The organism is Syntrophotaleaceae bacterium (genome assembly GCA_041390365.1).
Lineage (GTDB): Bacteria > Desulfobacterota > Desulfuromonadia > Desulfuromonadales > Syntrophotaleaceae > JAWKQB01.
This window is the reverse complement of sequence record JAWKQB010000001.1, coordinates 1,424,461-1,439,204: the sequence shown is the minus strand read 5'-3', so window position 1 is coordinate 1,439,204 and position 14,744 is coordinate 1,424,461. Positions and strand designations below refer to the sequence as shown.

At 56.8% G+C, this 14,744-nt stretch carries 13 protein-coding genes and 1 tRNA gene; 13 read left to right on the top strand and 1 reads right to left on the bottom strand.

Annotated elements, in window-relative coordinates; translation table 11 throughout:
* The first annotated feature begins 251 nt into the window (after positions 1 to 251).
* From R2940_06670 to holA, 5 genes are all read left to right on the top strand, one after another.
* Positions 252 to 620: a response regulator gene (locus R2940_06670; protein MEZ4599454.1), complete on the top strand. Its 369-nt coding sequence runs from the start codon at positions 252 to 254 to the stop codon at positions 618 to 620.
* 261 nt (positions 621 to 881) lie between these two features.
* On the top strand, positions 882 to 1,100 hold the full coding sequence (infA, locus tag R2940_06665) for a translation initiation factor IF-1 (protein MEZ4599453.1): 219 nt from the start codon (positions 882 to 884) through the stop codon (positions 1,098 to 1,100).
* Between the two features lie 178 nt (positions 1,101 to 1,278).
* The gene (gene leuS, locus R2940_06660) at positions 1,279 to 3,834 is read left to right on the top strand and encodes a leucine--tRNA ligase (protein ID MEZ4599452.1); all 2,556 of its coding nucleotides are present in this window, start codon (positions 1,279 to 1,281) and stop codon (positions 3,832 to 3,834) included.
* Complete coding sequence (gene lptE / locus R2940_06655) at positions 3,831 to 4,346, top strand: LPS assembly lipoprotein LptE (GenBank protein MEZ4599451.1); 516 nt, start codon at positions 3,831 to 3,833, stop codon at positions 4,344 to 4,346. Before leuS ends, lptE begins: the two co-directional genes overlap by 4 nt.
* Before the next feature lie 23 nt (positions 4,347 to 4,369).
* A complete protein-coding gene (holA, locus tag R2940_06650; GenBank protein ID MEZ4599450.1) occupies positions 4,370 to 5,377 on the top strand; it encodes a DNA polymerase III subunit delta in 1,008 nt (335 codons plus the stop codon).
* Between the two features lie 53 nt (positions 5,378 to 5,430).
* On the opposite strand, the gene rpsT is transcribed toward holA, so the two are convergent.
* Positions 5,431 to 5,694 carry a 30S ribosomal protein S20 gene (rpsT, locus tag R2940_06645; protein MEZ4599449.1) on the bottom strand — a complete coding sequence of 88 codons (264 nt, stop codon included), beginning with the start codon at positions 5,692 to 5,694 and terminating at the stop codon, positions 5,431 to 5,433.
* Between the two features lie 268 nt (positions 5,695 to 5,962).
* On the opposite strand from rpsT, the gene murJ reads away from it, so the two are divergent.
* From murJ to pheT, 8 genes are all read left to right on the top strand, one after another.
* Positions 5,963 to 7,561: a murein biosynthesis integral membrane protein MurJ gene (murJ, locus tag R2940_06640; GenBank protein ID MEZ4599448.1), complete on the top strand. Its 1,599-nt coding sequence runs from the start codon at positions 5,963 to 5,965 to the stop codon at positions 7,559 to 7,561.
* Between the two features lie 166 nt (positions 7,562 to 7,727).
* Positions 7,728 to 7,802 (top strand) — tRNA-Val (locus R2940_06635).
* A gap of 74 nt (positions 7,803 to 7,876) precedes the next feature.
* Positions 7,877 to 9,787 (top strand): threonine--tRNA ligase, encoded by a 1,911-nt coding sequence (thrS, locus tag R2940_06630; GenBank protein MEZ4599447.1) that lies wholly within the window; start codon positions 7,877 to 7,879, stop codon positions 9,785 to 9,787.
* Complete coding sequence (gene infC, locus R2940_06625) at positions 9,769 to 10,314, top strand: translation initiation factor IF-3 (protein ID MEZ4599446.1); 546 nt, start codon at positions 9,769 to 9,771, stop codon at positions 10,312 to 10,314. The genes thrS and infC overlap by 19 nt, the downstream gene beginning before the upstream one ends.
* Positions 10,315 to 10,407: 93 nt before the next feature.
* Positions 10,408 to 10,605: a 50S ribosomal protein L35 gene (gene rpmI / locus R2940_06620; protein MEZ4599445.1), complete on the top strand. Its 198-nt coding sequence runs from the start codon at positions 10,408 to 10,410 to the stop codon at positions 10,603 to 10,605.
* A gap of 105 nt (positions 10,606 to 10,710) precedes the next feature.
* A complete protein-coding gene (gene rplT, locus R2940_06615; protein ID MEZ4599444.1) occupies positions 10,711 to 11,067 on the top strand; it encodes a 50S ribosomal protein L20 in 357 nt (118 codons plus the stop codon).
* Positions 11,068 to 11,168: 101 nt separating this feature from the next.
* Positions 11,169 to 12,191 (top strand): phenylalanine--tRNA ligase subunit alpha, encoded by a 1,023-nt coding sequence (gene pheS, locus R2940_06610; GenBank protein ID MEZ4599443.1) that lies wholly within the window; start codon positions 11,169 to 11,171, stop codon positions 12,189 to 12,191.
* 54 nt (positions 12,192 to 12,245) lie between these two features.
* Positions 12,246 to 14,660 carry a phenylalanine--tRNA ligase subunit beta gene (gene pheT, locus R2940_06605; GenBank protein MEZ4599442.1) on the top strand — a complete coding sequence of 805 codons (2,415 nt, stop codon included), beginning with the start codon at positions 12,246 to 12,248 and terminating at the stop codon, positions 14,658 to 14,660.
* Positions 14,661 to 14,744: the final 84 nt, after the last annotated feature.

Genomic DNA, 14,744 nt, shown 5'->3' with positions numbered 1-14,744 from the left:
TTTGAAAGTTTTTACCTTAAGGATACTGGACAATAAGAAAATTATTGGGATAATGAGTCTCTGATGGCAGCTTCTGCCACCCCTGGTTGCGATTTCCGACATAGATTGCCCCCTCCCGCCTTTCAGGAGGAGAAGATGTTATATCAGGATAGTTAGAATTCAGTCGTTGGCATCCTACCTCAGGAGGGCTTCACGGAGCGGCAAGCGAAAAAGAGCTTCTGAAGGCCTTGGAAAGAAAAGGAGTTGTTGGGGTGAAGAAAAAAATTCTTATTGTCGAAGATGAAGAAAGTCTTCTTCGGCTGGAAAGCATTCTGCTGACCTCAAAGGGTTATGACGTGCGTGGTGCGGCAAGCGGGCAGGAGGCCCTTGAGGCCGTCAGAAAAGAACACCCTGATCTCGTTCTCCTGGACATTATGCTGCCCGGCCTCGACGGCTTTGAAGTCTGCCGGCGTATCAAGACCGATCCGGAGACCCAGGGGATCCCGGTGATCATGGTCACCGCCAAAAAAAGCGGCGAGGACATGGCACGAGGCGAAGAGGTTGGGGCGGACTGGTACATCACCAAACCCTTCAAATCCGCCATGGTCATCGAAACCATCCAGAGATTTTTAACCACCTGAGCCAATCCGGCGGGCACACCGCTTCCTGCCGCCAAACCTTCGCACGACGATCGGCCCTTGGAGAATTCCTCGTCCCCTGCTGCAAAATGTTGACAATTCGGGGGCCGGTTATGTTAAATATCTCCGGTTACCTTCAAAGCCCCGATTATTCATGAGACCTCTCCTTCAACCGGCAGATTGCGGCGGAGTGCCCTGACGAAGCCTCATGAATTACCGGGAAGATCATCGACAGTTTTCAACCGGAAATTCAAGGAGGTTCCTTTGGCCAAAGAAGAAGCCATTGAAGTCGAGGGTTCAGTCATCGAACCACTCCCCAACGCCATGTTCCGTGTCAAGCTGGACAACGGGCACATCGTTCTGGCCCACATCTCCGGCAAGATGCGTAAGTTCTACATCCGCATTCTTCCTGGCGATCGGGTCACCGTGGAACTTTCCCCCTACGACCTGACCAGGGGCCGAATCACCTATAGGGAGAAGTAATCGGGAGCGGAGGGGGACTGGCGCCTGTTGCGGTCGGGCTGGACCGTCCCAATCAAAAGGAACAGCCCTCTCGAGGGCTTTCCCGCACCCGCCAGAAACACATCTTCATCCTCTCATGCGATGCCGGCCTTGGCCGGTTTTGCTGTTTTGACAAATGTCCACAGGATTCGGAGGAAATATGCAAGAGCGGTACGACGCCGGGGCCATTGAAAAAAAATGGCAGGATCACTGGGAAAGGCAGCAAACTTTCAAGGTGGTTGAGGACCCGACCAGGGAAAAATACTACCTGCTCGAAATGTTTCCATATCCCTCGGGGCGTATCCACATGGGGCACGTCCGCAACTATTCCATTGGCGATGTCGTGGCCCGCTTCAAGCGTCTGCAGGGGTTCAACGTGCTCCATCCCATGGGGTGGGACGCTTTCGGCATGCCGGCGGAAAACGCGGCCATCCAGCACGGCACCCATCCTGCAAAGTGGACCTGCGAGAACATCGATCACATGCGGGCCCAGTTGAAGAAGATGGGTTTTTCCTATGACTGGAATCGTGAATTCGCCACCTGCGACGCCGATTACTACCGATGGGAACAGCTTATTTTTCTGAAAATGTTTGAAAAGGGGCTGACCTACAAAAAAAGTTCCTTCGTCAACTGGTGCTCCGAGTGTCAAACCGTCCTGGCCAACGAACAGGTGGAGGACGGCTGCTGCTGGCGCTGCGATACCGAGGTCGAACAGAAGGAACTGGAGCAGTGGTTTTTCCGCATTACCGAATATGCCCAGGAACTGCTTGACTGGACCTGTAAACTGACCGGCTGGCCGGAGTCGGTTCTGACCATGCAGCGCAACTGGATCGGACGCAGCACAGGTTGTGAGATCGAGTTTCCCGCCGCTGACTCCGACCTGAAGATCAAGGTTTTCACCACCCGCCAGGATACACTGTTCGGCGCCACTTTCATGAGCATCGCGCCGGAACACCCCCTGGCCCTGGAATTGACCACAGCGGACAATCGACAGGCCGTACAGGACTTTATGGCCAAGGTCCGAAAGCAGGACAAAGCCAGGCGGACCAGCGAAGATTTCGAAAAGGAAGGCGTTTTTACCGGCTCTTACGCTCTCAATCCCGTTACCGGTGCCCGGATTCCCGTCTTCCTGGCCAATTTTGTCCTGATGGAATACGGTACCGGCGCCGTCATGGCCGTCCCCGCTCATGATCAGAGGGACTTCGAGTTCGCCCGCAAATACTGCCTGCCCATCATTCCGGTGATTCAGCCTGAAGATATCATCCTCGATCCCGCTCTTATGGAGGAGGCTTGGACCGGGCCCGGCAAAATGATCAATTCCGGAGCATTCAACGGCCTGGATAATGAAAAAGGAAAGGAAAAGATCGCCGATTTTCTGACGGAACAAGGGTTCGGATGGAAAACGGTCAATTTCCGCCTGCGGGACTGGGGTGTGTCACGGCAGCGCTATTGGGGCACGCCGATTCCGGTCATCTATTGCCGGCAGTGCGGTACGGTTCCTGTCCCCGAGAAGGACCTGCCTGTTCTGCTCCCGCAGAACGTGGAGATCAGCGGCGAGGGCGGCAGCCCCCTGGCGCGCCATGAAGAATTCTTTTATGTAGACTGCCCCCGTTGCGGAGGGCCGGGGCGGCGGGAAACCGATACCTTCGATACCTTCGTGGAAAGTTCCTGGTATTTTGCGCGCTATGCCTGCCCCGATTACACGGAAGGACCCCTTGATCGGCAGGCGGTGGAATACTGGATGCCGGTTGACCAGTATATCGGCGGTGTCGAGCATGCGGTGATGCATCTTCTTTATGCGCGCTTTTTCACCAAGGTGATGCGCGATCTGGGGATGGTGGCTTTGGACGAGCCTTTTACCAACCTGCTGACCCAGGGCATGGTGTGCATGGAAACCACCAGCTGCCCTGAACACGGCTGGCTGTTCCCCGAGGAGGTGAGGGAAGGGCACTGCACCAAATGCGGCAAGCCGGTGACTCTGGGCCGGACCGAAAAAATGAGCAAGTCGAAAAAGAATGTCGTCGATCCCGATCAGTTGATCAAACGGTTCGGGGCGGATACGGCCCGTCTCTTCTCGCTGTTCGCCGCTCCCCCGGAAAAGGACCTGGAGTGGAATGAGCAGGGGGTCGAAGGGTGCTACCGTTTTCTCAACAGGGTCTGGCGTGCGGTTTATGAGAACCTCGAGCTGATCGCTGCCGCCGATCCCGGCGAGGAGACCCATGGGGTCGGCAGGGATCTGCGTCGGCAGGTCCACCGCACCATTCGCAAGGTGACCGAGGACATCGACGGCCGTTTCCATTTCAATACGGCAATTGCCGCAATCATGGAGCTGGTCAACGCCATCTATGCCTTCGAGGAGAAGCAGAACCATACCGGGGTCCTGCGTGAAGCCATCGAATCGGTGGTACGGCTGCTGGCGCCCTTTGTCCCGCACATGAGCGAAGAATTGTGGCGCATTCTCGGCCATGAAGGGGGCCTGGATAAGGCCGGGTGGCCCGTGTGGCGGGAGGAGGCCCTGGTCGAAGACGAAAAAACTCTGGTGGTTCAGGTCAACGGCAAGGTACGCGGCAAGGTGACAGTGGCCGCGGATGCCTCGGAGGACGAGATACGCCAGGCCGCTCTTGCCGATGCCAATGTTGCCAGGTTCCTTGAAGAAAAACAGATCCGCAAGGTGATCATCGTACCCGGGCGGCTTGTCAATGTGGTGGTATCATGAAGCAGGCGATTCGATTGATCGGCGCTGCCCTGCTGTTGGCGGTCCTCGGCTGCGGCTATCACCTGCAGGGGCGCAGCGATGCATTGCCGGAAGAGATCCGAAGCCTTTACATCGAAATGATGGAAAACGGAACCCGCGAACCGTTTCTTGAAAACGCGGTCACCAATGCCATTGTCGAACGCTTTTCCCGCCATCAGCAGCTGGTTCTGGTGGAGGACAGGAATCGGGCCGATGCCATCCTCGGAGGCAGGCTCGTCGGCTATGGTCGCAGCGCCATCTCCTATAATCCCGTCGATGAGATTGCCGAGTACCGCTCGGAAATCGCCCTGAATGCGGTCCTGCGCCGGGGAGACAACGGCCTGCCCCTGTGGAAGGGGACGGTGCGCTGGGCGGAAGAATATACGACCAGCCGGGACAAGGCTCTGCAGGATGCCAGGGAAAGCGCCGCCATTGAGCAGGCCAGCCAACGTTTGGCAGACGAACTCTATTCCCGGATTGTCGATGGATTCTGACTGCCGGTGTCCAGGAAGTTCGGATGATTCCCGCTGATTTAAATAAAGCTTTGCGGGACAGGGATTTTCCGCCTCTGCTGTTTCTCTACGGCGAGGAGCGCTTTTTTCTCGAGCGCACTGTCGAGAAGATCAGGAACCTGGCCGTTCCCGAGGACAGCCGGGATTTCAACCTGAACGTCTTTCATGGCAAGGATGTGCGGGCCGCCGAGGTTCTCGATTGCGCCCAGACCTTCCCGGTATTCAACCGGCACCGGCTGGTGCTGGTGCGTGATGCCCATCTGGTCCCGGCCACCGAACTGGAGGCCCTGATCCCCTATCTGAAAAATCCCGCTCAGGAAACCATCCTGCTGTTCACCGCCGAGAAGATCGACAGCCGACGGAAATTCTTTCAGCTGTTCAAGAAGCAGGGAAAACTGGTCGAGTTCAGGAAGTACTATGACAACCAGATTCCCGAGTTCGTTTCCACTTATGCCAAGGAATCCGGTTTCGATTTTTCCGAGGAAGGGCTGACCACCTTCTGCCGGCGAGTCGGTAACAATCTGCAGGAAATCGTCGGGGAACTGGACAAGCTTTTCAGCTATCTGGGAGACCGGAAAGTGGTCGATACGGCCGATGTGAAGGCAATTGTTTCGGAAATCCGCATCGACAGCATCTTCGAACTGACCGATGCTCTCGGTTTTCGGGATTCGAACCGCGCCCTGCCTCTGTTGGAGCGTTTGTTGGCTGAAGGGGTTGTTCCCCTTGTGGCTCTTTCCATGATAGCCAGGCATTTCCGTCAACTCTGGAAGATCGCCTATTGGCAGGAACAGGGTCTGGATAGAAAGGGTATCGTTCGGGAAGCGGGGATCAACCCCTATTTTCTGGACGGCCTGATGCGTCAGGCCCGTGCTTTTCCCATCACGGCTTTTCCGGAGATATTCAGACGTCTTCTGGAAACGGACCTGGCGCTCAAATCAAGTGGTTCCCATCCCGCGGCCCTTCTGGAAAACCTCGTGCTGCATATTGCCGGTCTCGATGAAAGGAAAAAATGACAAAAGGGGCTTTTGCAGCCCCTTTTGTTGCCTGGCGTATGTCTTCCGACCCCTCAGGAGAGCGAGTTCACCAACTTGTTGAGCCGGGAAATCTTGCGGCTGGCGGTGGATTTGTGAATGACACCTTTGGTCGCCGCTTTGTCGATGAAGGGGATGGCTCGGCTGAGGGCCTGGCGGGCCGTTTCGGCGTCTCCGGTGGAAACGGCGGTGCGGACCTGTTTCACCAGGGTTCGCATGGTGGAACGGACATGAGTGTTGCGAAGGTTGCGGACGGTCGCCTGCTTGTTTCTTTTGACGGCTGATTTGTGATTGGCCAAGGTTCTTTCCTCCATACGGGAATTGCCGGTACCGGCTGATTTTGTTGATCTGAAAGGGTTTTTTTAATCTCTGCAGGGCGGTTCACGGCTCCAGTTTTTGCCATGAACACGGTTTGAGCTTGACCTTATAGCATTAAAACTACCGTCAGTCAAGATAAGAAAATATTAAAATGCAAAAAAAAGACGCAAGAAAACAAGGGTATAGTTATTTCACTTCCGGAATGAAAAATAATTCATTCCCATTTTCGCCAGGAGTTTAAAGCTGTTCATGTCGGAGAAAAAAAACATCACAACCGCAACCGGGGTCATGGGAGCCGCCACAACCTTGAGCCGTATCGCCGGTCTGGTGCGGGATATGGTGGTGGCCACCCTGTTCGGTGCCGGTTTCGGGACCGACGCATTTTTCATGGCTTTCACCATTCCCAATCTGCTGCGGCGTTTCTTTGCAGAGGGGTCTCTGACCGCCGCCTTCGTTCCGACCTTCTCCGAAGTCATGCATCGGCAGGGGATCGACGAAGGGCGCAGGGTTGCCAATATCTGCTGGACTCTTCTGCTCATGGTCATGGCGGGAGTTGTCGTGGCCGGGGTTCTGGCTTCTCCGGCCATCGTCAGAATGATCGGCTTCGGCTATGCCGCCGTTCCCGGCAAACTGGCACTGACCGATTTTCTCAACCGGTTGATGTTTCCCTATATCTTCTTTGTCAGCCTGCTCGCGCTGATGACGGGAATCCTGAATGTCGTCGGACACTACTTTCTGCCCGCTTTTTCCACGGTCCTGCTGAACCTCAGCATGATCGCATGCGCCTTTCTGCTTGCCCCCATGTTCGAGGTGCCGGTGACTGCCCTTGCCGTGGGGGTTCTGCTCGGAGGGTTTTTGCAGTTTGCAGTTCAGTTTCCGGTCCTGGCCCGGAAGGGCTTCAGGCTTCGGTTGGATTTCGATATGCAGCACCCTGCGGTCCGTCGGATTTTTCGTCTGATGATACCCGGCATCGCAGGAGTCGCCATCTATCAGATCAATGTCGTCATTTCCAGGCTGCTGGCTTCCTTTCTGCCGGAAGGGAGTGTATCCTATCTGTATTATGGCCAGCGGCTGTTCGAACTGCCCCAGGGGATCTTTATCGTATCTCTGGCGCAGGCGGTGCTGCCCTCCATGAGCCGGCAGGCCGTGGCGGGGGACCGCGGTGGTCTGAAGGAGAGCCTGCGCTTTGTCATGGTGCTGATCGCAGTGATCACAGTGCCGGCCGCGGTCGGCCTTATAATGTGCGCGGAGCCGGTCTTCAGCCTGTTTTTCATGCGGGGAGAGTTTCTTTATCAGGACGTGCGTCAGACCGCTCTCGCCCTGACGGCCTATGCTCCAGGGCTCCTGTTTGTCGGGATCAGCAGGGTGGTGGTGCCGACCTTCTATGCCCTCAAGGACACTCGCACCCCGGTGTGGGTGTCCTTCTGGACCCTGATTGTCAACGCTGCCTTGGGCTATGTCCTCATGGGATGGTTGAGTCATGTCGGTCTGGCTCTCGCTTTGACCCTGTCTTCGGTGTTCAACTGCTTGCTGCTGCTCTGGCTTCTGCGACGCAAGGTCGGCCGGCTTGGGCTTGGCCGACTCAGCGGTTCGTTGCTGCGGGTGGTGCCGCCCACCCTGCTGATGGTCGGATTCGCCTATTTTGTTCTCGGCACCGTTGTCTGGAAGGAGCCGGGACAGGTGGCCGAAAAAGCTGTCGCCCTTCTGGGCGCCGTGGCCGGCGGTGGTCTTCTCTACGGATTCGGTTGCCTGGTCATGGGATTGCCTGAAGCTCGCGAAGCCGGGCGCCTGTTGAAAAACAGAGTTTCGAGAAAATCGGCCAAGGGCCCCAAAAGTCATCCCGGATGACAGAGGTTGATCACAAATCGGCGGCCGCGGATTTCGCAAGACGGTTGCTGTAACCCCAGAAAACGGATACTCTCAGGGGTAAGGAAAAAAAGTTGCGCTGTTGTTAAAAGGGCTTGACATGACTGGGATTAGTTTGATAGAAATTGGGCCCGTCGTAGGAAGATGTAGGCACGTAGCTCAGTGGGAGAGCACTACCTTGACACGGTAGGGGTCGGCGGTTCAATCCCGCCCGTGCCTACCAACGATGACCACAACTGCTCAACCGATTGAGGCATCTCCGGATGCCTCTTTTCATTCGCGGAGAAGGTAATCGCCATGCTGCGAGTAGAATTGCCGGACGGCTCCGTCAAAGAAGTCGCCGAGGGAAGTTCGGTCCTCGACGTTGCCAGAGAGATCGGGGAAGGGCTTGCCCGCAAATCCGTGGCCGGTCGGATCGACGGCAAGCCGGTCGACCTGGCCTCCGAAATCGACAGGGATTGCCGCCTCGAGCTGATCACTCTCGACTCCCCCCAGGGTCTGGACGTCTACCGGCATACCACCGCACATCTGATGGCCCACGCCGTCAAGGATCTCTACGGCCGGGACGTTCAGGTGACCATCGGACCCTCCATCGAAAACGGCTTCTATTACGATTTTTACAGTCCGAAACACACCTTTACTCCCGAGGATTTCGAAAAGATCGAAAAGCGGATGCAGGAGCTGGCCGAGGCCGGTCTGCCCGTGGTGCGCGAGGTTGTCAGCCGCGAAAAAGCCATTGAAATTTTCCGCGCCATGGGAGAGGACTACAAAGTCGAGATCATCGAGGATATCAACGAACCGACCGTTTCCCTCTATCGCCAGGGAGAGTTCGTCGACCTCTGCCGGGGGCCGCATCTGCCGCATACCCGTCTGATCAAGGCCTTCAAGCTGACCAGTGTGGCCGGCGCCTATTGGCGCGGCGACGAAAAGAACGCCATGCTGCAGCGCATCTACGCCACCGCCTTTCCCGACAAAAAGGAGCTCAAGGCCTATCTCGCCCGCCTCGAGGAGGCCCGCAAGCGGGATCATCGCCGCCTGGGTCGGGAGTTGGACCTGTTCTCCTTCAACGAGGAGGCCGGAGCCGGTCTGGTGATCTGGCACCCCAAGGGCGCGCTGCTGCGCACCCTGCTTGAGGATTTTGAACGGAAAGAGCATCTGCGGCGCGGTTACGATCTGGTGATGGGGCCGCAGATCCTGCGCACCGATCTTTGGAAGACCTCGGGGCATTTCGACAATTATCGGGAGAACATGTATTTTACCGAGGTCGACGGGCAGGGTTACGGCCTCAAGCCGATGAACTGCCTGGCTCACATGCTTATCTACAAATCGCAGATGCGGTCCTACCGCGACCTGCCCCTGCGCTACTTCGAGCTCGGCACGGTGCACCGGCACGAAAAATCGGGGGTCCTGCACGGCTTGCTGCGGGTGCGCGGCTTCACCCAGGACGACGCCCACATTCTGTGTGCCCCGGAACAGCTGGATGCCGAAATCAAGGGTGTTCTGAATTTCGTGCAGGATGTAATGGGAATCTTCGGCTTCGAGTACGAAATCGAAATTTCCACCCGCCCCGAAAAATCGATCGGCAGCGATCTTGACTGGGAAAGGGCCACCGGCGCTCTGATGGGCGCACTCGAAAGCTCCGGGCGGCAGTTCGAAGTCAACGAAGGGGACGGCGCTTTCTACGGTCCCAAGATCGATATCAAGCTCAAGGACGCTCTTGACAGAAGGTGGCAATGTGCTACAATCCAGTGCGATTTTACCCTTCCCGAGCGCTTTGATCTGACCTATATTGGCGCCGATGGGGAAAAACATCGGCCTGTCATGCTGCATCGCGTCATCCTTGGCGCCATCGAACGATTCATCGGAGTGCTTATCGAGCACTTTGCGGGCAGTTTCCCGTTATGGATCTCGCCGGTGCAGGCCATCGTCCTCAATGTTACCGACAACCAGGCCGAATATGCTTTGCAGGTCTGGCAGCAGTTGCGTGACGCAGGCATCCGGGTTGAAAAAGACCTGCGGAACGAAAAGCTGGGCTTTAAAATCCGCGAGGCGCAGGTTGGGAAAATTCCCTATATGCTCGTCGTCGGCGATCAGGAGAAGGAAAACGGGACAGTCGCTCCCCGGTACCGGAGCGGCAAAAACCTGGAGCCTGTGACGATCGACGAGTTCGTGCGCTTTGTGCGGGACGAGTGCAGTCACTATCGATAGGAGGTGTCACCATAGCTAAGCAAGAGACACGCATCAACCGCGCCATTCGAGCCAAGGAAGTTCGGGTTGTCGACGACGAGGGGGGACTCCTCGGCATTCTGACCGTGCCCGAAGCGCTGGCTGCCGCTGAAGAACGGGGACTGGACCTGGTCGAAGTTTCACCCAATGCCGATCCGCCGGTCTGCCGTATCATGGATTTTGGCAAGTATAAGTACCAGGCCAGCAAGCGGGCCGCCGAAGCCAAAAAGAAATCCGCCAAGGTCGAGCTCAAGGAAGTCAAGATGCGGCCGAAAACGGAAGAGCACGACTACCTGGTCAAACTCAAGAATGCTCGAAGATTTCTCGAAAGCGGCAATCGGGTCAAGGTGACGGTCATGTTCCGCGGGCGGGAGGTGACGCATCCCGAGTTCGGCCGCAAGCTCATGGAGCGGATGGTCGAAGACGTTAAGGATATCGGCCAGGTGGAAATGACGCCGCGGATGGCCGGGCGTTTTATGACCATGGTGGTGGCACCGAGCAGGAAATAAGCAAAACAACGGTTGCGGGCAGGTGCAGGCCGGCGAGACGGCAAACCGGCCCTGCTGCCGTTGGTCGATTTTAAAAACAAGGAGAGGGTTGTCATGCCTAAGATCAAAACCAATCGCGGCGCCGCCAAGCGTTTTCGCAAGACCGGCTCCGGCAAGATTCGTCGGAACAAGGCTTTTACCAGCCACATTCTGACCAAGAAGACCACCAAAAGAAAGCGGGACCTGCGCCAGGGCACACTGGTCGCCAAGGTCGATGAAAAGAATATTGCCCAGCTGATCCCTTACATGTAGGGAGCAGCTGGACATCTTGGTCAAGACCGTGAACTGAGGGGAAAATAGTCTCCCCCTTCAGATCCGGCTGCGGCAATGCCGCATATCAACACGAAGGAGAAATGCATGCCAAGAGTAAAACGGGGATTCAAAGCGAGACGCAGAAGAAACAAGATTCTCAAGCTGGCCAAAGGTTACCGGGGCGCACGCAGCAAACTGTTCCGGAGCGCCACTGAAGCGGTGGATCGCGGCCTCAAGTACGCCTTCCGGGACCGCAAGGTCAAGAAACGCGATTTTCGCGCCCTTTGGATTGCGCGGATCAACGCCGGCGCCCGGGACAACGGACTCTCCTACAGCCGCCTGGTCCACGGTCTGAAAAAGGCAGAAATCGGGCTGGACCGCAAGATCCTGGCCCAGCTGGCCGTAGCCGATCCGGCCGGATTCAGTGCCGTCGTGGAAAAAGCCAAGGCCCAGCTTCAGTAAGGAGTTTCACCAGAAGAGATGAGGGGTCGCCCTCATCTCTTTTTTTTGGGAAGCCGCACGGCTTCCTTTATTCATTTTGTGCTATGGATGCGAACTTACCTATGAAAGAACGACTCGAAGGTTTGCTGGCAGAGGGGCGCAACGCCTTGCAGGAAGCTTCGACCCTGACCGATCTGCAGAACGCAAAGGTTCGCTTTTTGGGAAAAAAAGGGTTGATGACAGCGGTCATGAAAGGCATGGGGAGCCTTTCCGCCGAGGAAAGGCCCACGGTCGGGGCGCTGGCCAATCGGATTAAGGAGGAGCTGGAAGCTCTCTTTGAAGAGCGGGCCGAAGCCGTAAGAGCCGCCGAACTGGCCAATCGACTCGCTAGCGAGCGGATCGACGTGACGCTGCCCGGACGGCGCCAGAACTCAGGCTCCAAGCATCCGATCACCCTGGTGACCGAGGAAATTTGCGAAATTTTCTCTTCCCTCGGCTTCGGCATTGCGGAAGGTCCTGAAATCGAAATGGATTTTTATAATTTCGCGGCCCTCAACATGCCAAAGGACCATCCTGCCCGGGACATGCAGGACACTTTCTATATTTCCGAGGATGTGGTGCTGAGAACGCACACCTCCCCGGTGCAGATCCGGACCATGCTCAAGCATGCGCCCCCAGTGCGTGTGATCGCGCCGGGAACGGTCTATCGCCGTGATTCCGACCTGACCCACACTCCAATGTTTCATCAGATCGAGGGATTCCTGGTCGATCGGGGGATCAGCTTTGGCGATCTGAAAGGCGTGCTCACCACCTTTATCACCCAGTTTTTCGGGCGGGGGACCGGGGTGCGGTTCCGGCCTTCTTTCTTCCCCTTCACCGAGCCCAGTGCCGAGGTGGACATCCAGTGTGTCATCTGCGGCGGGGACGGTTGCCGGGTTTGCAAGAATTCCGGCTGGCTCGAGATTCTGGGCAGCGGCATGATCGATCCCGAGGTCTTCAAGGCCGTGAATTACGACTATCAGAAATACAGCGGTTTCGCCTTCGGCATGGGAATAGAGCGGATCGCAATGTTGAAATACAGGGTCAACGATCTGCGGCTCTTCTTCGAGAACGATCTGCGTTTTCTCCATCAGTTTAAGGAATAAAAAGACATAAAATTGAATGTTTATGGGACATTTCTTTATAAAGGACCTGAATAAATGATCGTCTCCTACAACTGGTTGAAGGAATTTGTCGATTTTGATCTCCCCCCGGAGGAACTGGGTCACCGTCTGACCATGGCCGGCCTCGAGGTCGACGCCATGGAATACGTAGGCACCGGTCTCGATTCTGTCATCGTCGCCCGGCTGGTCGAGGTGGCTCCCCATCCCGACGCTGACCGCCTGACCCTCTGCCAGGTGGATACTGGTTCCGAAACCGTTCCGGTCGTCTGCGGAGCGCAAAATCATCGGACCGGAGATTTTGTGGCCCTGGCTCAGGTCGGATCCGTGCTGCCCGGCGATTTTAAAATCAAGAAATCCAAGATTCGCGGCCAGGTGTCCATGGGGATGCTCTGCTCGGAAAAGGAACTCGGGCTTGCTGAAGAGTCGGAAGGGATCCTGATTCTTCCCACGGACCTCAAGGTAGGAGAGCCGGTCTTTCAGGCTCTTGGACTCAAGGATGTGCGTTACGAACTGGGGTTGACGCCCAATCGGCCGGATTGTCTGAGTCTTGCAGGGGTCGCCCGGGAAGTTTCCGCTCTGACCGGTCGGGCCCTGCATGTTCCTGTGCCGGAGCTGGTCGAGGAGGGGCCGTCGATCGGAGATCTGACCTCCGTTACCGTCGAGGAACCCGGTCTCTGCCCCCGGTATGCGGCCCGCCTCATTCAAGGGGTGCGCATCGGCCCGTCCCCCGATTGGCTTGTCCGGCGGATCGAATCCGTCGGCATGCGCTCCATTAATAACGTTGTCGACGTCACCAACCTGATTCTCATGGAGTTGGGGCAACCCCTGCATGCCTTCGATTTCAATCTGCTGCAGGAAAAGCGAATCGTTGTCAAGCGGGCTGAAGAAGAGCAGGTGTTCGTGACCCTCGATGGGCAGTCCCGCGTCCTGAAAAACTCCGATCTGGTCATTTGCGACGGCAGGGGCGCGGTCGCCCTGGCCGGGATCATGGGCGGTGAGAATTCCGAGATCCGGGAAGACACCACCGAGATCCTGCTGGAAAGCGCCTATTTCAATCCGACGACCATTCGCCGCAGCAGCAAACGCCTGGGAATGCATACGGAAGCCTCGCATCGATTCGAGCGCGGGTGCGACGTCAACATGGTTCCTCTGGCCCTGGACAAGGCGGCCGAACTGATCCGCCAGGTGGCTGGAGGGACCATCGCCCGGGGAGCCATCGACATCTATCCCAGGCCTATCGTCGAGCGGGTGATCACCCTTTCGACAGGCCGGACCAACCAGGTTCTGGGCCTGAAACTGAAGAGCCTCGAAATCGAAAACATCCTCAAGGCCATCGGTCTGGACGCAAGGCCCGCCGAGGACCGAGACGACGAAATGATCTATGTCACGGTCCCGACAGCGCGTCCCGATCTGGAAAGGGAAATCGACCTCATCGAGGAGGTTGCCCGGCTGAATGGTTACGACCGGATTCCTGTCACCATGCCTGCCAGCCGCATGATCTGCCATCGTCCACCGGACATGCAGAGTCTGGTGCGTCAGGTGCGCAATGCCATGGTCGCCGCCGGTTTTGCCGAAGTGGTCAACTATTCCTTTGTCTCGCCATCCGCCTGGAATGCCTTGAACCTGGCGGATGGCGATCCACGCAGAAACAATGTGCGGATCCTCAATCCCTTGAGCGAAGACCAGTCGGTGATGCGGACGACCCTTGTTTCGAGTCTGCTTGAGACGGTTTCCCGCAACATCGCTTATCGTTCTCTGGACCTGCGGCTTTTCGAGCTGCGGCCGGTGTACCTGCCGGTGGCGGGGGAGGAGCTGCCGGAAGAAAAGCTTCGGCTGACGGCGGTTGTGTGCGGGCGGCGCGAGCCGGAAGGGTGGGCCCAGCAGAGGGAATCCGTCGACTTTTTCGATCTCAAGGGGGTTGCGGAAGTGCTTTTCGCGCAATTCCAGATTCAACCGGTCATCTGGGACGGGAAGGGGAGCGAGCCGTTTCTTCACCCCGGAAAATCCTGTCGGGTGGTTCATCAGGAGGGGATGCTGGGGACCTTGGGGGAGGTGCACCCTGCCATTCTGGAGACGTTCGACATTGACAAACCGGTTTTTCTGCTCGATTTCGATCTTTCTGTTTTCTCCGCTGCGTCTGGTAAAGGTGAGGGTTTCCGGCCCATTTCGAGGTTCCCCGATGTCTATCGCGACAGTGCGTTTCTGCTCGACGATGCTGTCTCGGCCAGCCAGGTATTTCAGGTGATGGACAAGGCGAGGAGCCGCTTCGTTGAAAGCTACACCCTGTTCGATCTCTACCGTGGAGAGGGGATTGCGGAGGGCAAAAAGAGCCTCGCCATCAGGGTTCGCTACCGCAGCCCGGAGAAGACATTGACCGAGGAGGAGATCGGCTCTGCGCACGAACGGATCGTCAAGTTGCTACAAAATGAGCTAGGTGCCGAAATTCGCTAAAAAAACCGGTTGAACCCACTAGATTCCTATGATATAAAAATTCCGTTAATTCAAGGCTCTGTGCAATCCGGAAGGGGGAGTACT

Coding starts and splice junctions, on each gene's coding strand:
- thrS (MEZ4599447.1), top strand. CDS start 7,877: ATGCTGCGAGTAGAATTGCCGGACGGCTCCGTCAAAGAAGTCGCCGAG.
- pheS (MEZ4599443.1), top strand. CDS start 11,169: ATGAAAGAACGACTCGAAGGTTTGCTGGCAGAGGGGCGCAACGCCTTG.
- lptE (MEZ4599451.1), top strand. CDS start 3,831: ATGAAGCAGGCGATTCGATTGATCGGCGCTGCCCTGCTGTTGGCGGTC.
- rpmI (MEZ4599445.1), top strand. CDS start 10,408: ATGCCTAAGATCAAAACCAATCGCGGCGCCGCCAAGCGTTTTCGCAAG.
- rplT (MEZ4599444.1), top strand. CDS start 10,711: ATGCCAAGAGTAAAACGGGGATTCAAAGCGAGACGCAGAAGAAACAAG.
- pheT (MEZ4599442.1), top strand. CDS start 12,246: ATGATCGTCTCCTACAACTGGTTGAAGGAATTTGTCGATTTTGATCTC.
- murJ (MEZ4599448.1), top strand. CDS start 5,963: ATGTCGGAGAAAAAAAACATCACAACCGCAACCGGGGTCATGGGAGCC.
- holA (MEZ4599450.1), top strand. CDS start 4,370: ATGATTCCCGCTGATTTAAATAAAGCTTTGCGGGACAGGGATTTTCCG.
- leuS (MEZ4599452.1), top strand. CDS start 1,279: ATGCAAGAGCGGTACGACGCCGGGGCCATTGAAAAAAAATGGCAGGAT.